The 19,091-nt window shown below is 42.8% G+C and carries 16 protein-coding genes; 11 read left to right on the top strand and 5 right to left on the bottom strand.

Features of this window, described 5'->3' with window-relative positions:
• Positions 1-9: 9 nt before the first annotated feature.
• The 4 genes from ACT3ID_RS16225 (at position 10) to tnpA (ending at position 4,054) form a co-directional block, all read left to right on the top strand.
• The gene (locus ACT3ID_RS16225) at positions 10-2,106 is read left to right on the top strand and encodes a M16 family metallopeptidase (RefSeq protein WP_491543105.1); all 2,097 of its coding nucleotides are present in this window, start codon (positions 10-12) and stop codon (positions 2,104-2,106) included.
• A 119-nt stretch (positions 2,107-2,225) separates the two neighbouring features.
• Positions 2,226-2,765 carry a DinB family protein gene (locus ACT3ID_RS16220; protein ID WP_491543104.1) on the top strand — a complete coding sequence of 180 codons (540 nt, stop codon included), beginning with the start codon at positions 2,226-2,228 and terminating at the stop codon, positions 2,763-2,765.
• Between the two features lie 57 nt (positions 2,766-2,822).
• On the top strand, positions 2,823-3,278 hold the full coding sequence (locus ACT3ID_RS16215) for an OsmC family protein (RefSeq protein WP_491543103.1): 456 nt from the start codon (positions 2,823-2,825) through the stop codon (positions 3,276-3,278).
• A gap of 323 nt (positions 3,279-3,601) precedes the next feature.
• Positions 3,602-4,054, top strand: a complete 453-nt coding sequence (gene tnpA, locus ACT3ID_RS16210; RefSeq protein WP_491543102.1) for an IS200/IS605 family transposase — start codon at positions 3,602-3,604, stop codon at positions 4,052-4,054.
• 651 nt (positions 4,055-4,705) lie between these two features.
• On the opposite strand, the gene gcvP is transcribed toward tnpA, so the two are convergent.
• Positions 4,706-7,621 (bottom strand): aminomethyl-transferring glycine dehydrogenase, encoded by a 2,916-nt coding sequence (gene gcvP, locus ACT3ID_RS16205; protein ID WP_491543101.1) that lies wholly within the window; start codon positions 7,619-7,621, stop codon positions 4,706-4,708.
• A 283-nt stretch (positions 7,622-7,904) separates the two neighbouring features.
• On the opposite strand from gcvP, the gene ACT3ID_RS16200 reads away from it, so the two are divergent.
• The 7 genes from ACT3ID_RS16200 (at position 7,905) to ACT3ID_RS16170 (ending at position 14,756) form a co-directional block, all read left to right on the top strand.
• Entirely contained in the window at positions 7,905-9,929 is a 2,025-nt protein-coding gene (locus tag ACT3ID_RS16200; protein WP_491543100.1) for an LVIVD repeat-containing protein, read from the top strand.
• 212 nt (positions 9,930-10,141) lie between these two features.
• Positions 10,142-11,263 (top strand): YncE family protein, encoded by a 1,122-nt coding sequence (locus ACT3ID_RS16195; RefSeq protein ID WP_491543099.1) that lies wholly within the window; start codon positions 10,142-10,144, stop codon positions 11,261-11,263.
• Between the two features lie 111 nt (positions 11,264-11,374).
• Positions 11,375-12,214, top strand: coding sequence for a ZIP family metal transporter (locus ACT3ID_RS16190; RefSeq protein WP_491543098.1), 840 nt, complete (start codon positions 11,375-11,377; stop codon positions 12,212-12,214).
• A gap of 69 nt (positions 12,215-12,283) precedes the next feature.
• Positions 12,284-12,676, top strand: a complete 393-nt coding sequence (locus tag ACT3ID_RS16185; protein ID WP_491543097.1) for a response regulator — start codon at positions 12,284-12,286, stop codon at positions 12,674-12,676.
• A 73-nt stretch (positions 12,677-12,749) separates the two neighbouring features.
• Positions 12,750-13,847 carry a fatty acid desaturase family protein gene (locus ACT3ID_RS16180; protein ID WP_491543096.1) on the top strand — a complete coding sequence of 366 codons (1,098 nt, stop codon included), beginning with the start codon at positions 12,750-12,752 and terminating at the stop codon, positions 13,845-13,847.
• A 186-nt stretch (positions 13,848-14,033) separates the two neighbouring features.
• Positions 14,034-14,507 (top strand): hypothetical protein, encoded by a 474-nt coding sequence (locus ACT3ID_RS16175; RefSeq protein WP_491543095.1) that lies wholly within the window; start codon positions 14,034-14,036, stop codon positions 14,505-14,507.
• 45 nt (positions 14,508-14,552) lie between these two features.
• Complete coding sequence (locus ACT3ID_RS16170; RefSeq protein WP_491543094.1) at positions 14,553-14,756, top strand: hypothetical protein; 204 nt, start codon at positions 14,553-14,555, stop codon at positions 14,754-14,756.
• 375 nt (positions 14,757-15,131) lie between these two features.
• Here the strand turns inward: ACT3ID_RS16170 and ACT3ID_RS16165 are convergent, their stop codons facing one another.
• The 4 genes from ACT3ID_RS16165 to ACT3ID_RS16150 form a co-directional block, all read right to left on the bottom strand.
• Positions 15,132-16,640, bottom strand: a complete 1,509-nt coding sequence (locus ACT3ID_RS16165) for a PH domain-containing protein (RefSeq protein ID WP_491543093.1) — start codon at positions 16,638-16,640, stop codon at positions 15,132-15,134.
• Positions 16,633-17,121 (bottom strand): PH domain-containing protein, encoded by a 489-nt coding sequence (locus ACT3ID_RS16160; RefSeq protein WP_491543092.1) that lies wholly within the window; start codon positions 17,119-17,121, stop codon positions 16,633-16,635. Before ACT3ID_RS16160 ends, ACT3ID_RS16165 begins: the two co-directional genes overlap by 8 nt.
• Before the next feature lie 276 nt (positions 17,122-17,397).
• Positions 17,398-17,574 carry a histone H1 gene (locus ACT3ID_RS16155; protein WP_491543091.1) on the bottom strand — a complete coding sequence of 59 codons (177 nt, stop codon included), beginning with the start codon at positions 17,572-17,574 and terminating at the stop codon, positions 17,398-17,400.
• A 115-nt stretch (positions 17,575-17,689) separates the two neighbouring features.
• Positions 17,690-18,988 carry an MFS transporter gene (locus ACT3ID_RS16150; RefSeq protein WP_491543090.1) on the bottom strand — a complete coding sequence of 433 codons (1,299 nt, stop codon included), beginning with the start codon at positions 18,986-18,988 and terminating at the stop codon, positions 17,690-17,692.
• Positions 18,989-19,091: the final 103 nt, after the last annotated feature.

Genomic DNA, 19,091 nt, shown 5'->3' with positions numbered 1-19,091 from the left:
TCTACTATTATGAAGAGATTAAGCATATTTTGCTTGTTGGCTATTTTAATTGTCTCTTGCTCACAAACCGAGCAGGTGGCAGAATCAGAAGAAACAACGCCATCCAATCAGAATCCGCATGAAAATATTGAGTTCCCGGAGCTCAATGATTTCCAAAAGCCAGAGGTAGAAACGTTTACCACGGATAATGGAATCGAATTCTTTTTGGTAGAAGATAATGAACTGCCACTGATCAATGTAAATACCCGCATTCGCACCGGTGGTGTGCTCGTTCCCAATGAAAAAGCTGGACTCGCTTCCATTACAGGCACGGTGATGCGATCGGGGGGTACTGAACAATATCCCGCTGATTCGCTTAACGCCATGCTCGAAAATCGAGCAGCAAGTATTGAAACAAGTATTGGCTTTACGAGCGGTAGCGCCAGCATGAACGTTCTTAAAGAAGATTTCGGGGAACTCATGCCTGTCTTTATTGATGTTCTGACAAATCCGGCATTTCCGGAAGACAAAATTGAACTGGCCAAAAAGCAGACGAAGTCCAGTATATCCCGTCGCAACGACAATGCCCGGCAAATTGCTGTGCGGGAATTCCAGCGTTTGATATATGGAGAAGATTCTCCCTATGGCAGAAATACGGAATATGAAACGGTGAATAACATCAGCCGCGAAGATCTGGTGAGCTTTCACAGTGAGCATTTTGAGGCCGAAAATATGATGGTTGGTGTTGTCGGTGATTTCAATACCGAAGAGATGAAACAGAAACTGGAAGAAACATTCGGGCAGTTGCCTTCCGGAGATGAAACTACGCTGGAGTTTCCTGAAGTAAATTATCAGCCGAAAAGCTCTATTAATTTTGCCGAAAAATCTGATGTAAACCAGAGCTTTGTGATGCTCGGGCATATTGGCGGCATGCGTGATAATCCCGATTATGCTAAAGTACAGGTAATGAATCAGGTACTAAGCGGTGGATTTTCGGGTCGTCTGATGCAGAAGGTACGCACTGAAATGGGGCTGGCGTATTCTGTTTACGGCCAGTATGGAATGAACAGCTTTTATCCCGGAGTTTTCTATACCGGTGTTCAGACCAAAAGCTCGACCACAGCTGAAGCTATTGATGCTATTATCGAGCAGATCGAGCGGCTGCAAAATGAGCCTATTACCATAGAGGAACTCCAGGATACAAAAGATCAAATCCTGAACTCTGCGGTTTTTGAATACGATAGCTTCGAAGAGGTTTTAAGCCAACAGATGTCGTATGCCTATCGCGGCCTGCCGAGCGATGCATTCGAACAATATATTGAGGAAGTACGAGAAACCACCGTCGAAGATGTCCAATCGGTAGCCCAAGAGTATCTTGATCCCGAGAATCTACAAATTCTGGTTGTAGGTAATCGCGAAGAGATTGGAGATCAGCTTGAGAAATATGGAGAGGTGAACGAGATTGATATCAGTATCCCCGAACCAGGCAGCGGCGAGCGAGAAATCGTAGAAGGCGATGCTGAAAAAGGCCAAGAATTGCTACAACAAATGGCTAATGCTGTAATTGATTCTGAAACCGAGTTAAATTCACTTACTGTTAGCGGTGAGGTACAACAGCAGGGACAAACGATGCAAACGACTATGACCATCAATTATCCCGATGCTATTAAACAAACGATCCAAGCTCCTATGGGAAAAGTGCAACTTAATTATGAGGGTGGATCAGGAACTATGACAGCCGGCGGGCAAGAACGTCCTCTTCCGCCACAAATGGCAAACAACCTTAAAAGCACGCTTAACAGAAGTTTTCTGGCAATTGCTCAAAATGCAGGAAATGCAAATCCACAATATTTGGGGACTGAAGAGATTGATGGCACGAACTATCACAAGTTAAATGTTACTGTTGACGATGAGAATGTAGTTCTCCTGTTAAATCCGGAGACGAACTATCCTGATATTATCCGTTACCAGCAATTTAATCCACAGGTTGGCAATCAGGTTTCCGTAGAAAACCGCCACTCTGACTGGCACATTGTTGATGGTGTTGCCTTTCCTTACAAACAGATAACACTCATCGATGGCAATGAATCTGGGGAAGCAACCTATGAAAGCCATAAAGTAAATTAGGTTAACAATATTTACTATCTATGGTAAGGCCGGAGCAATCCGGCCTTTTTTTTTACATTGGTTCAAGAGGAAGCGTACTTTATACCCTCTGCAAAATTAATCTAAACAATAGTAGAAATATGTCACTAATAGATTGGGAAGATAACCACCCACAGCCGGATGAATATGACAATTTTTATAGCGGGTATATTGACTTGATAGATACCTCTAACGTTATTGAAACTTTAATTCAACAGGGGCAGGAAATATTTTCTCTAATCGAGATATTGAGTGAAGACGAAGCCGCCTATCGATATACCGAGGGAAAGTGGAGTGTCCAGGAGGTGCTGGGACACCTAATTGACACCGAGCGAATTATGGCTTATAGAGCGCTGTGTATAAGCCGTGGTGAAGAGAAATCTCTGCCAGGCTACGATCAGGATGAATATGTTAAGCAGGCAGAGTTTGACAACAGAAGTTTACAAAGCATGTCTGCAGAATACGACGCATTGCGAAATGCCAATATCAGTATGTTCAGCAGTTTTAATCAAGAGCAAATCAATCGCAAAGGGACAGCTAACCAGGTAAAAGTTTCGGTAAGAGCTTTGGCTTATATCATCGCAGGACACGAGAAGCATCATCTAAACATACTGGAAGAAAAATATGATATTACACCCTGATTTCTGATTGTCAAGGTATTGATTTTTCCAAATCCTCTTAAATCAACTATTATTCCTATGGCTAATAAAACGAATAAGAAGAAGATTATTCATGCTCATCTTCCTAAAGAAGAAACATTCACCACGACAGTTAGTGCTGGAAAACATCATCTTGTTGCCGATGAGCCTGAAAGTGTAGAAGGCGGCAAAGATCAAGGACCAGATCCTTACGATTATCTGTTAATGTCACTGGGTTCCTGTTCTGTTATGACGGTAAAGATGTATGTAAAGCACAAAGGATGGGAAGTCGATGATATTTATATGGAATTACGGCACAATAAGCAGCATGCCGAAGACTGCGAACATTGTGAAGATCCGCAAAGCAAGATTGATGTTATCGAAAAAGAACTGATTGTAGAAGGAGATCTAACAGACAAACAGTTGGACCGTATGTTGGATATCTCAAAAAAATGTCCGGTGCACCGTACATTGATGGGGGAAATGAGAATTGAGAGCTTTGTAAGCCGGAAATAATGGCCTGAGGATTATTGACTGAAGATGGTAGCCTGAAAATGAATCATCGGATTGAAAAGACTAGAAGCATAATCATAACCTGAAGATAATCATTGGGTCAATACAAATTTAGAAGCATGATCCTTATTGTCTGAAGATGAATCATCAGGCTACGAACACAAAACCCGAAGCCCACTTTAAGTGGGCTTTTTCATCCTGTTCTTAGCCCACGGATTCATCCGTGGGAGAAATAGCGCACCAAACATTTCCATAGAGAAAATTTTTGTAAGGATTTCTCTTTAAATCGGTCTTACTCTTAAAGAACAAAATATCAGGAGTATGTTATGGGAGAAACTTATTCACAAATTTACGTTCATCTTGTTTTTAGTACAAAGCACCGGGCCCCAAATTTAAAGCCAGAGTTCGAAGAGGAACTTAATAGCTATATCTTGGATTATGCTGAAGATCATGAATTAATAATATCAGCCATTGGTGGTACAAAAAACCACCTGCATGTCTTATTAATCATGCCACCAAAATTTCCGGTCAGTAAAGCAGTTCAAATAATCAAAGGCAGTTCCTCAAGATGGCTCAACAAGCATTATTTTGATAAAGAAAAATTTCGATGGCAAAAAGGATACGGTGCTTTTAGTATCAATAAGTCGCTGGTTCCGGTAACTATCGATTACATTAAAAAACAGAAAGAGCATCACACCCAAACCTCATATAAAGATGAATTCGCAGCTTTTTTAGATAAGCATGGGATAAACTATGATAAGGAGAAACTGTTTGGCTGATTATTTCTAATTTTGATCCCTCCTAGCCTAAAGATGAATCATCAGGCTACGAACACAAAACCCGAAGCCCACTTCAAGTGAGCTTTTTCATCCTGTTCTTAGCCCACGGATTCATCCGTGGGGTGTAAGGCCGATTCAATTTATTTACCAAGAGACCTGTTTTCTCTGGAAGTCTGGCGAATTAATAACCTCCTGAAGAGTATGCCATTTCACTTTTTCAACTGAGTTATTAAAAAAAAGGTTAGTCCTCGAGATCATCATCTTTGGGTTTGTGTAAATCAGTTGCTTTATCGCCTGAAGACTAATTACCAAATCAAACCAATTTAGAAGCATAATCACCTCCGCCTGAAGATGAATCATCAGGCTACGAACACAAAACCAAAGCCCACTTTAAGTGGGCTTTTTTCAACCTGTTCTTAGCCCACGGATTCATCCGTGGGAGAAAGATCTGTTCCAATCTATACTTATCTGTAACTAACGATAATAATCCTCCTGTCACCAACATCCCTGCCTCTGTATTATTCTCACATTAAGGATCAGAATTAACAGCGTTTATATGATGAACCAAGAAAACCCTCCGCACTCATTGTTCATCCGCCAAAAATAAAACATTAGTGTCCTCCGTGTCTTAGTGGTGGAAATAAATCGGAATCATTCCACAGCCGCAGGTTCTTGCCCTTCTGCATAGGCATCAATCGGCACACAATTACACATCAGGTTACGATCGCCGTAGGCATCGTCTACACGACTAACGGCGGGCCAGAACTTATCAAATCGCAGATAATCCAGCGGAAATATCGCCTTTTCGCGGCTATAGGGACGATCCCAACCGTCATCCATTGCTACCCGCATGGTATGAGGGGCATTTTTCAGTGCATTGTTTTCGGGATCGGCATTGCCATTTTCGATCTCATGAATTTCTTCGCGAATCGCAATCATCGCCTCACAGAAACGATCTAGTTCTTCTTTACTTTCGCTTTCGGTTGGTTCGATCATCAATGTTCCCGGTACCGGAAAAGACATGGTGGGCGCGTGGAATCCGTAATCCATCAGCCGTTTGGCCACATCAATCGATCCAATGTTTGCCGACTGTTTAAAGGGACGAATATCAACTATAAATTCGTGGGCGGTACGACCGTTTTTACCTGTATACAGAATCGGGTAATGATCCTTCAAACGCTCCTTAAGATAGTTCGCATTAAGAATGGCGATCTCTGAAGCTTTGGTAAGCCCTTCCGCTCCCATCATCTTGATGTAGGCGTAGGAGATCGACAGGATACTGGCACTTCCCCACGGCGCAGCCGAAATACTTCTTATTGCATGTTCCCCGCCTGTCTTCTTGATCGGATTACCAGGCAAGAAAGGGGCAAGTTCATCCGTTGCGGTAATCGGTCCCATGCCTGGACCTCCACCACCGTGTGGGATGCAAAATGTTTTGTGCAAATTCAGATGACAGACGTCCGCGCCAATCTCTGCCGGACTTGTCAGTCCCACCTGGGCGTTCATATTTGCTCCGTCGAGATAAACAAGTCCGCCGTTATCATGAATCACCTGGCATATTTCTTTAATATCCTCTTCAAACACTCCATGGGTAGAAGGATAGGTGACCATCAACGCTGCCAGATCTTCTTTGTGGGCTTCCACTTTTTCACGCAGATCGTCGAGATCAATACTGCCATGCTCATCACACTCAGTCACAACAACTTCCATTCCCGCCATAACAGCACTGGCAGGATTTGTACCGTGAGCCGAATCAGGTACAATAGTTACATTTCTATGTTCTTCTCCGCGATGTCCGTGGTAAGCTCTGATCGCCATCAAGCCGGAAAATTCACCTTGTGCTCCAGAGTTCGGCTGTAGTGATACTGCCGGCAAACCTGTTATCACCGACAGCTGATCTTCTAATTTTTCAAAAAGCTCGTGATAGCCTTCAGCCTGTTCATCAGGTGCAAACGGGTGCAGCTTGCCAAATTCAGGCCAGGTCAGCGGAATCATCTCAGATGTAGCATTTAGTTTCATCGTGCACGAGCCAAGTGAAATCATAGAGTGGACGAGAGAAAGATCCCGGTTCTCAAGTTTCTTCAGATATCGAAGCATCTCATGCTCGGAGTGATACAAGTTGAATACCGGATGCTCGAGATAAGATGAAGTACGAGTCAGCGCTTCAGGGAAATCAACATCAACTCCATCTGCAAGCATAGCGGCAGTTTTTTCATTTTCTACGCCTTTGACGGAAGCAAAAATTGCAAGCAGTTCATCAACTTGGTCCAGGTCTTTTACCTCGTCAAAAGCGATACCAACCGCCGGTTCATCAAAATAGCGTAGATTAACTTCCTGCTCGAGTGCCGCCTGACGAAGCTGTTCTTTTTGCTCATTACTTTTGAGACTAACTTTCAACGTATCGAAATAAAGGTCATTCTCTACTTCGAATCCAATTTCCCCAAGGCCCTTATCCATCACTTTCGCCAGCCCATGAATACGCTCTGCTATTCGACGTAGTCCTTTCGGACCGTGATAAACAGCATAAAATCCAGCGATAACAGCCAGCAGTACTTGTGCTGTACAAATATTGGAAGTCGCCTTTTCACGTCGAATATGCTGTTCGCGCGTTTGCAGAGCCATTCTATAAGCTGGATTCTCTTCAGCATCCTGGCTGACACCGATAATACGTCCCGGTATCTTGCGCTTATATTTTTCGCGGGTCGCAAAGAATGCAGCATGGGGACCACCATATCCCATGGGTACACCGAAACGCTGTGATGATCCAACGACAACATCAGCCCCCATCTCTCCGGGCGGTGTCAGTAAAGTTAAACTCAACAGATCAGCCGCTACCACAGACTGCACGTTATGTTCATGTGCAGCTTGAATCAGACCGGTATAATCCTCGACTGAACCGTCAGTGCCCGGATACTGAAGCAAAATACCAAACAGTTCTTCATCAGTAACATCAAGATCGTTATGATCTCCAACCACAATTTCAATTCCGAGCGGTTCGGCCCGTCCCTTAACCACATCTATTGTTTGAGGATGACAGAGTTCAGAAACAAAAAACGTCTCTGCCTTTTTACGCTTTGCTCCGCGACGCATTGAATAAAGCATCGACATTCCTTCAGCAGCAGCCGTTCCTTCATCCAGCAGAGATGCGTTAGCCAACTCGCGTCCGGTCAAATCCGATACCATTGTCTGAAAATTGATCAATGCCTCTAAACGGCCCTGGGATATTTCGGCCTGATACGGCGTATAAGCTGTATACCAACCTGGATTTTCGAGCACATTGCGCAAAATAACATTGGGCGTAAGTGTATCGTGATACCCCATCCCAATGTATGAATCAAATATTTTATTTTTATTGGCCAGCTCACGAAACTGCTCCAGAAACCGGTATTCACTCATCGGCTCATCAAGATTTACCTCTTGCTGTAACCGGATATCTTTCGGAACGGTTTCATCAATTAGCTGATCGATGGAAGAGGCGCCAATGGTCGAAAGCATTTCTGAAACCTGTGCTTTATCAGGGCCATTATGGCGATGCATGAAACGTTCTTTGTTGAAATCGATGCTCATTTAGCGCAAATTTAATTGAATTTACCTTTGAAATGGCAATCAATGTGAAACATTGCCGGGGGCTTTATATAACTATAGATACTCAAAAAATGAGATTATTTTGAAGTGGAGGAAAGTAAGGAAAAGTCGGCAAAATAAACAGCCTGTATTGACCATTCCGTTCCCTTCGGATAAGAATTTGTAAAATGTTTTTAGCTATTATAATTCAAATTCTTGTTGCTTCACTTTAGTATATTTTTTGCCTTATTTATAGAGATCAATATCAATTTATTAACGGGAAAATATGACATACAAAACAACCTTTTTTTCTTCAGCCTTATTTTTAATCCTCTTTGTCACATGGACTTCTCTGACTTTTGCTCAGCAAGTAGATGATTATAAGGTAGTTGTCAATCCTGAAAAACTTTCACTCGAAATAGATGAAGAAGTTCAGCTAGAGGGAACGCTTCAAGACGCAGAAGGAAATGCGGTCCAGGATACCGTTGTGTTCTATTCCCGTGATCGAAAAAGCGTTTCCGTGACTCCGGAGGGAAAAGTAAAAGCATTAAGACCAGGCTCATTTGAACTTATCGCTCTGGCCATGGCTCCCAACGATCAGCGTATTACAACTTCAATTCCCGTTGACATAGCATATCCGCCGATTACAGAAATTACTTTCCGGGATTTACCCTCCAAAATCTATAGTAAAACAGTTACTGAAATAAATTACGAGGTGCGGGATGCTAAAGGAATCGAACGAGAAGATGCCAATGTAACACTGCAAAGTTCCGATCCGGCTATAGCTTCTGTCGACGAGTTCGGGCGTCTGCATGCCAAAAATCCGGGTACAGTGACAGTCTCTGCTTCCGTTGAAGAAGCAGTAAACAGCTGGCAAACAAAGATTGTGGAAAATCCGGTTGTTTCTATTGATTTGCAAAGTGATCGCAAACAGGTACGCACTGGGGATGTGGTCCATTTTGATGCTAAACCACTTGATAACGCTGATCAAGTGGTTGAAAATGCTCCAGTCACCTATTCATTTATCTCAAAAACGGATGACAATCTGGGAGAAGGTACTGCAGGGCAGATTAAGGATGACGGACGTTTTGTCGCTAATCAATCCGGCCTATACACTATAGTGGCAAAATCCGGTTCAGCAGTTGAAGAGACAGCGATTCGCGTTAATAACCGGAATGTGCAAAAAGATTTAAAAGTTGTTGGCCACGGTCTTGTCAGTGATGTCCACACTTCTGACCTTTGGGTCTGGGAAGGCGTCGATGGCAATGATTACGCCATCACCGGAACCTGGGGCGGCAACGGCGAAGCCTACTTTTGGGATGTCACAGACCCCGCAAATATGACGATTATCGATACCGTCACCGTAGATGCAAGAACGGTCAATGACGTGAAAATTTCTGAGGATGGTCGTATTGGTATCCTTACGCGCGAAGGAGCTTCTGACCGTAAAAACGGTATAGTAATTTTGGACGTCAGCGATCCTTATAATGTGAGTATCATTTCTGAATACAACCAGGGATTGACCGGTGGTGTTCACAATGCTTTTATTTATGAAGATCATGTTTTTGCCGTTAACAATGGACGCCGGTATGATATTATTGATATCAGCGATCCTGAAAATCCAGAAACGGTAAGCCGGTTTGAACTGGATACTCCCGGACATTCTGTTCATGATGTATGGGTTGAAAACGGCATTGCTTACTCTTCAAATTGGGATGATGGTGTTGTTGTGGTGGATGTGGGAAGCACACCCGAAGCACAATCCCCTGAACGACATGATACTGGTGCCGGCTCCTTCGACAATCCTGTCAAACTGGGCAGTTACACCTACCCCAGTGGTTGGAATCACGCTGCATTCCCCTTTAAAAGTCAATCAACCGGAGACTTTTACGTCATTGCCGGTGATGAAGCATTTCCAAATGGTCTTCATGTAACTGATAAGCCGACGATTCCGGCGGGATGGATACACTTTGTGAAATTCGAAGACAGCTGGGATTCACCCAAAGAGGTAGCACGTTATCAAGTTCCGGAAGCTGGAACACATAATTTTTGGGTGAAAGACGATACGCTTTACGTTGCCTATTACAATGCGGGGTTACGTGTTGTCGATATCTCGGGAGAACTAATGGGGAACCTCTACGAGCAGGGACGAGAAATTGCGAAATATGTACCTACGCATCATGAAGGAAAAATTCCAAACGCAGCCATGTCCTGGGGGCCCCAACCTTATAAAGGACACATTTTTATGTCAGACTGGAATTCAGGACTGTGGGCTCTCAAATTGGAAGAAGAACCAAAGGGAACGAACTAGCAAAATTATCATTTTGTTTCATTTACCGCGGAGGAACCAAAGGAAATCACAAAGTTATCTAGAGGATATTTTCAATGGCCTCTGCATATATCTCTGCGCGACTCTGTAGTTTCAGTTTTTTCAAAATCATCATTGAGCAGGTTTCACTGGGTTAGAACTTGCTCAAGACTACTTAACCACTAAACGTGTGCACCTTTAATTTGTTTACCACCATGAGAAGTATCAAACTCTTTTCACTGTTTGCAATATGCTGCATTGCGTTTTTTGCACAACCTTCTTTTGCCCAAACATATCATCTTTACGTAGCAGCTGAATCCGATGACAAAGTCTATCAGGTCTCCTTTAATGCCGACCAACAAGAAGGTTCTATTGATGATATAATTTCTGTTGGTGAATTTCCCACCGAGACCGAAGGACCTCACGGCATAAATATTGGTCTTGATGGAAAATACTGGTATCTGTCGGTAGCTCACGGCAACCCGTACGGCTGGCTATATAAATTCAAAACGGGAACCAACGAGTTTATCACCCGCACTGAACTCGGCATGTTTCCGGCCAGTATGGAAATATCAAAGTCCACAGGGCTGCTTTATGTGGTAAACTTCAATCTTCATGGAGATATGGAGCCAAGCACGGTATCGGTAGTAGATCCTGACGCTATGCAGGTTATTGCTGAGATTCCTACCGGTATCATGCCCCACGGCTCGCGCATTACGGATGATGGCAAATTTCAATATCATGTATCGATGATGACAGATGAGCTGATGGAAATTGACACACGCCGAATGGAGGTCACGCGCCGAATAAACGTTGCGGAAAACAGCCAAGACCATTCGAATTCATCGATGGATAAACCCAAAGCAAATCACAATAGCTATCAGCCTCCACTGGCAAAGCCAACATGGGCGGATCCCCATCCATCAAAAAAACTGGTATATGTGGCTAACAATGGGTCTGATGAAATTGTCGAAGTTGATACTGATGAATGGCAAATCATGCGTCGCTTCAAAACTGAAACAGGTGCTGCTCCCTATAATCTGGAGGTTAGTAATGACGGCAAATACCTTGTTGCAAGCTATAAAGGTCAGGGAACTACCGGCATCTGGAATTTGGATAATAGCACAGAAGAAGCAACAATTCAAAATAGCCGTAAAGTAACCCATGGTGTTACCATTTCACCCGACAGTAAATATGCCTTCATTTCAGTAGAGGGTATCGGGGGTGAACCCGGTTCTGTTGATGTTATAAATCTGGATACCCAAAAACGGGCTGCTGTAATAGAAGTCGGCAAACAAGCCGGGGGTATTATCCACTGGAAAACGACCGATTTATAATATTGAGTTATTGCATATCCAATTTTTAGCCCGGGCTAAAAATTGTTTTTGAAAAACTTTATCTTTTGGTATAATCGGTATTAATCATTTAGCAACAGAATTTCTCAGCGAATGTTTGAACTAGCAGAATTAAAAAATTCTTTTTTCGCTCTTAATCCGGTCATCCAGAGCTTATTCGGAGGTATGTTTACTTATACTCTTACCGCATTGGGAGCAGCTTTGGTATTTTTCACGAAGTCGGTTAACTATAAAGTTCTGGATGCTATGCTGGGTTTTGCGGCTGGCGTAATGATTGCTGCCAGCTTCTGGTCGTTGCTGGTTCCTTCTATAGATATGGCCGGAGCCCAGGGTCTTATAGAGTGGTTGCCTGCAGTAATCGGTTTTCTAACCGGCGGTATTTTTCTGCGTATCTGCGATGCCTATCTACCCCATTTGCATATTGGTCTACCACTCGAAGAGGCTGAAGGAGTTCCAACGACCTGGCGTCGGGCAACACTATTGGTATTGGCAATTACCCTGCACAATATTCCTGAAGGATTAGCCATTGGTGTATTGTTCGGAGCTGCAGCCTCTGGTATCGAAGCGGCCGGCGGAGCTACTGTAATGGGAGCCGTAACGCTGGCAATTGGCATCGGCATTCAGAACTTTCCCGAAGGTACAGCCGTATCTATGCCATTACGCCGCGAAGGGCTGTCAATGGGCAAAAGTTTCTGGTACGGACAGCTTTCTGGTATTGTAGAGCCTATATCTGCCGTTATTGGTGCTGCTGCTGTATTAATGGTGCAACCTCTTTTACCCTATGCTCTCGCTTTTGCTGCTGGAGCCATGATTTATGTTGTCGTCGAAGAACTAATTCCAGAATCACAACACCGCGGTAATGCCGATATTGCCACTCTCGGAACCATGATCGGTTTTAGTGTAATGATGGTTTTGGATGTTGCACTAGGTTAAGTCCAAAAAAATTACTTTATTTATGCCTTAATAATGTAATTTTGGGCTCTCGTTTTCTCTTACATACCTATGAGTGATTCAGCAGTTAGCAAAGACGTCCTTATTGTCGAAGACGACATGATTATTTCAATGGTCTTGGAACGCATGATCAAAAAGCTCGGCCATGAAGTAGTCGATAAAGTTATTACAGGTCAGGGTGCCATTGACTCTGCTTTTGATCTTAATCCCGATCTAATTTTAATAGATATACAGCTCAAGGATGATATCGATGGCATTTCTGCTATGCAGAAAATCCGTGAAAAGTCTGATGTGCCTGTCATCTATATTACCGGTAATTCTGATCAATACAATCTTACCAGAGCTCAAAAAACGAACTTTGTCGACTATTTAGTGAAACCCATTCAAATGAGTCATCTCAAAAAGTCAATAAGCAAAGCCTTTTCAAAGCAGCATACCGAGTAATTTTGTTCTTCTTAAATATTTGTTTTATTGCTTTTACTATAATGAAAACAATTACTTAACAGGGTCATATGATATGGGAGCAACCAGAATTTCTTTTAAGCACGACGGCAAAGACAGCAAAAAGGAATTCGCCAAAGATCTAAAACAGGAAGTTAATAACTATTTCGAAAAACAGAACCTTTCCAAAAATGCCAATACTCAGATGGTGGCAAAAACCATCATCCTGCTTACAACCTATTTCGGATCTTATGGTCTTATCATAAGTGGTATTTTCGATGTTTGGGCAATGGCGGCACTTTGTTTTGTGATGGGAATTGGTATGGCGGGCATTGGCTTTTCGGTATCTCACGACGCTCTTCATGGTGCTTACTCATCAAATAAAACTGTTAATCGTCTTTTAGGATACACTTTCGATCTTTTGGGAGCCAACAGTTATATCTGGAAGATTACTCATAATATTATCCACCATACCTATACAAATATTCACGACCACGACGAAGATCTGGAGGTTGCTGAATTTATTCGGCTGTCACCCAATGCCGAGCATAAACCTATTCACAGAATACAACACTTTTTGGCATTTTTTGCTTATAGTTTTGCCACTTTATTCTGGGCTTTTATCAAAGACTACAAATACTTCCTCCAGTCAAGCCTGGGACCTTATGAGGATAAATCACATCCGACAAAAGAATGGGTAACTCTGTTTGTTACCAAAGCACTCTATTACTGTTATATGCTCGTCCTGCCTTTCTTATTACTGCCGATTGCATGGTGGCAACTGGCAATCGGTTTTTTGATTGTTCATCTTACTGCGGGAATAATTTTAGGAGTTATCTTTCAGCTGGCTCATGTAGTGGAAGGAACAGAACATCCTACCGAAAATGAGGAGGGAAATATTGAGAATGCCTGGATGATACATCAACTGGAAACAACCTCTAACTTTGCTCACGATAACAAACTCTTATGCTGGTATATCGGGGGACTAAATTACCAGATTGAACATCATCTATTTCCAAAAATTTGCAGCATCCACTATCCCGAAATTAGCTCAATAGTACGTGATAAAACTCAGGAATATGATATTCCATACAATTATCATGAAACCTTGAGCGCTGCAATTAAATCCCACTATCAAATGCTCAAAGAGTTCGGTCAGCCGGAGAAAGCATAATTTTTGCAGACTCATCCTGCTGCTGATTACTATTTATTAGAATACTTGAAGAAAACTGAAATTTAATCAGAATTTGGACAGGTTTTATCAGCATCATCTTTGGAAAAGAAGATGTCAATTATATAAGCTGGTATTATTACATTAATAAATAGTAATCATCGGCAAAAACCATAAACTGGAGGGATTATGGAAGCGAATCTCTTGATTGCGGCAGTATCGGGATTTATAGGAGCAATTATTTTAACCCTGCTTATTTATCTGCTCAAAATGGCGGGGCAAGACCTGGACATTCCCTATCTCATAGGAACCCGTTTTGTGGGAGTCGAAGACAAGTCCAAGATTTATACAACAGGTATTCTTCTGCACCTGTTAATTGGCGCGGGATGGGGTGTGCTTTATGTTTTTCTGCTTACCGCCATGGTCGTTACCCCCAACTGGGCAGCCGGCATCTTGTGGGGATTTGCCCATGGTATCTTTGTCGGTGCTATGATGGGAATTATTGCTGATACTCATCCCTATATCGGCGAAGGAAAACCTATCAAATATCCCGGAATAATGGGACAGGAATGGGGAACGCTTATACCTTATTGGATATTAGGACTACATATAATATTCGGAGTCTGTACCCTGTCAATTTATAACTGGTGGGTTTTTGGATAAGCACTGGAAATAAATAGTTATTAATTAACCTGAACAGATAAACCTATGAGCAACAAACTTAAAACACTTTCTGCTGTACAGTTGGAAAATTTAATCAGTAAAGCTGTAGGAGAGTATCTTGAAGAAGAGTGCGAGTGCAAAATCACGAATATGGATACTCCAAACATTGATTCAGAAAATCATATTGCAATTGAGGATAAAAGAAGTATTCACTTTGAGGTAGACCTGGCATATTATGAAGAAAGCTAGCCACTACTCATAAAATGACTTTCGCACGCAACGTGAGCCAAATCTTGCATGCTAACTTAAGCCAGTACTTCAACTGAGATTTAAAAAGGATCTTAGTTCACCAATTCACAGAAATAAATCATTTCGAGTCTTGGCTTCTATCGCCTGAAGATGAATCATCAGGCTAGGAAGATATGAACCGAAGCTTACTTAAGTGAGCTTTTACAAAATATTCTTAGCCCACGGATTCATCCGTGGGTAGAAATAAATCCTATTTGCATGACGGAGTAGCTAAGCGCTCTGTGATAACTGCCGGTAGTTAATCTACTGCAGATGATGTCGGCAATTGATATGGCAGATCCTGCTTTCTCCACCTAGTTTGATGAAAAAAATGGGTTAATACAAGGCATCTCCCGATGAGGCTGGCGAAGCATCATCTTTAAGTTCAGAAGCCTCATCTTTCTTTTTATCGGATAGATCCACTGCCCCATTCGATAGCCAGTCGCGGTAGTTCGCTGCTTGTTGCCAGGAAAGTTCACGGATTGTAAACGCGCGTCCCTGGTTACCGCTCGCAATATGTAACGTAAAGTTACTTAAGCCAAGACGGCTTTGAAATGGATTTTGCTTAATTTCACAGGCTTGCATTCGGTATTTCTTGATAATAGCTGTTGTTTTGCTCAAAAGGCGATACGTCATAATGATAGTGTCATCACCTCTGGAAACCGCAGCATCACGGTACTGCTGGTATCCCAGCATCAAAGCAGGAATCAATACAAACCAGGAATAAACTCCATTGGGAATAAAGGCCCAGGAAACAGCAACAACAGCAAGTGATATCCAAACCATTCGCAGCAAATATCGTCGAAGCCCATACGTGGTAATCGTTGCTGTTTCTTCGATGTCTGCATGGTACTCCGGTATTACCTCATCAATAAATTCGAAGATTCTATGTTTTTCGATGAGCGGAAATAGTGTTGCCGAGTTAGCCTGCTCTTCGCCATATCCGGCGCTCTCAATGACAAGTGCGGCATAACCCAGCGGTTGACGCAGAATCCCTTCCTGGATCTGAACTGCCTGTATCCTGTTAAATGGAACAGTTAGTTGTTTTCTTTCAAACAGACCTCGTGCGATAAGCAGCTCATTTTCCCGCACCTCTACAGTAAAATCATAATATTTGATAATCGTGCTTATAAAAGAAAACGCCCAAGAAATGGCAATAACAGCTATAATCGAATAAATTACCATTGTAGCAGAGGTAGAACTGGGCAAGTTATTTTCCACAAATCGTATAAGCTGTTCGTCGGGGATAATCTGCTCGATCTGTGAAAAGGCGGCGCCGACTACCGAAAGGGCTACACCCAGCCGCCCCGATGTTGAAGCTGCCACCAGCAGATCTTTTGTATTCAAGGAATAGATCTTATGACCCGCTAGTTCCTCTTCTTCCGTAATATCAGCATCTTTTTCTTCTGCTGATTTCTTTCTAAGCAGCTTCTTTAATTCATCGGCCTTTTGACGACTTATTGCATTTATCTTTGCTTCTTTCGAACTACTGCCTGCAGTTTTTACCTCCACTGCAACCAACCCAAATATGCGCTGAATCACACCCGCTGAAACATCAATAACCTGAATACGATCGGAGGTCAGATATATCTTTTTCCGCACGATTACGCCCTGTTCGATCTGTAGCTCTCCCTGCTCTACCCTAAAAATAAATCGATACCATGATATGGCTCCCCAGATCAGGAGCGCTATAACCGTGCCTATAATCCAATACAAGGTGAGATTGGCTTCTTGTCCACCACCCCCAATAAAAATGATAACGAGGATAGTAATAAAATTGCCCCGGATAATATCAAAAGCGTTAGCCAGGGCTGCTGCAGGATGTTGTCGCTGGAAATCAGACATCTTCTTCTGCTAATCGGGCAAACTTCGAAATTTGATCCCGCACCCGGTCGGCTACTTCTTCATTTAGTGCCGGAATACGGTGTGTAGTTGCGGCGGTTGAAATTGTTACATCTGCAAGACCATAAGAACGTAAGATAGGTCCTTGTCTTGTATCAACATGCTGAACACGCTTTATCGGTACAAGCGTTCGGGTAATAATCAGGATGCCGCTTTGCAGATCTACTTCGTGCTCATCTACCTGATAGTACCAACGCCGCCACCGAATTTCAGGGAGGAAAAATATCAGGAGACCGGAGGCAATCACAAGGAGGACAAAAACAGCAATAAGTGTCCATTGTGAGATACCGCTATCCGGTGAGAGCAGCGTATATCCCCACAGAAAAAGGGGGATCAAAATTAGGAAAAACATGAATATGGCCGTAGAAATCCGCCACGCTTTTATTGCCGATTTTGACAGTTTGTGCTGTGGTGCTGAACGCATGGAGTAAAGTTCAAACTGAGAGATAAGTTCAAAAAAGTATAACGTATTGGGCGGTTAGCTTTGAATGGTTCTGATTACAATGGTTTATTTTACTTTGCCCCCTGTCCCCTGCCAGGAGGGGAACTCTTTTTAAGCAGGTCCCCTCTTGAGAGGAGATTTAGGGACGTGTAATTCTGTCATTTTGGATTCATAACCACTTTTTCATAACTCAACCGCAAAACTGCAAATATATAAAAAAAGCCACTGTGAAGTGGCTTTTCAATAGGAAAGGAAAATTTATCCGTTGTTTTTAATATCCTGAATTTCAAGACGGATTTCCTGTGAGAGCTTTTTCAAATTCTGCAGTCCCTTTCGCGCACGAGTACCCGCCGCTTTGTTTCCTTTCTCATAAAATTTTACCATATCATCTTCCAATCCCGTGATAATTCCTTTGATTTCATCAAATCGACTCATAATTATATCCAATTATTTTTGAGTTATTTGGGAGCAACCTCCCTCCTCTGCGAATATTTTATCCGCATGGAATAGCCCTAAGTTAGCATTTTATGCGTAAAAAACCCGTTAAAATTTATTCTGGCTGAGCCACCTTCCCGGGATGAGCTTTTTCGGCATCGGGCACGGTATAAAGCAGAATAAATCCAAGTAGCAAAAGAAGTACAATCACACTCATACCAACGCGCTGACTGTCGGCTATATATGTAAGCCAGCCCACCATTAATGGCCCGATAAACGCAGTTACCTTACCAGAAAGGGCCAAAAGACCGAACATCTGATTTTGCAAATCGGGTGGAGCAACACGTGCCATATATGTTCGGCTGGCAGCCTGTGCTGGCCCCACAAATATCCCCAGCAGTAAACCAATCACCCAAAACCAGACAAGTGCTGTAACCAACAATATGCTGGTCGTTGCCAAGATAAGCCCCACCAGTGAAATCAACATTGTTGTGCGACTTCCGAACCAATCATCAAGCCATGCAAAAACAGCCGCTCCAACACCGGCTGTAATGTTTAAGCCGATCCCGAAGATCAATATATCACGTTCACTAAAATCAAAAGTACCCGCGGCATAAATACCGCCAAAAGCAAAAATCGTTGCCAGGGCATCAATAAAGAGCATACGTGCGATTAAAAAACGCACTATATGTTTGAATTTTCGCACATTTAGGATCGATTCCTTTAACTGCTTCCATCCCGATCTGACTGATTTTCTGAGTTTAATGCCAGTATGCGGACGATCGCTGGTGAAAGTAAACAAGGGCAAAGAAAAAAGCGCATACCAAACAGCAACAAGTACAAAGGTGGCACGCACATGCTCTGCAGCAGCTTTATCCAATCCCAAAGGAGGATTTTCAACATCAACAAATACGAACAATGCTATAACCAGACACACAAGCCCACCAGCGTAACCAAGCCCCCATGACCACCCCGACCATCGCCCTACCCGCTCTTCGGAAGCCAAATCAGGAAGCATGGCATTATAGAATATGATGGCAAACTCTGATCCCACAGTACCAAAAAAGACCAACAGCAATGCCAGCATCACAAATTGTTGCGAAGGCTCGACGAACCACAGGCCGGCAGTGGCTAGAATGCTGAGTATAGAAAACCAGGCAATCCAAGGCTTTCGCCGGCCCATCTGATCGGCAACAGCCCCGACAAATGGCGCACAAATTGCTACGACTAATCCCGCAGCGCCGATGGTATTTCCCCATTGTGTACTACCTAAGGTTTCGTTTTCGGCTACCGATTGCAGAAAATAAGTGGCAAAAACAAACGTTTGTATAACGGCAAAAAAGGCGCTGTTAGCCCAATCATAAAGCGCCCATGAAAAAAGAGAGCGGGTGGATTCCTTTTTTTCTTGTTTCATTCAAAAAATATTTCTTAAAATTTTTGTTCAATAAAAGATGGAATAGTTAGGAAATGCAATATGTTAGTAATAAGCAATGTGAAGTTAACCAAAGAAGAGTGAT

Source organism: Fodinibius sp. GM108 (assembly GCF_058386985.1).
This window is presented reverse-complemented; position numbering and strand designations above follow the sequence as displayed.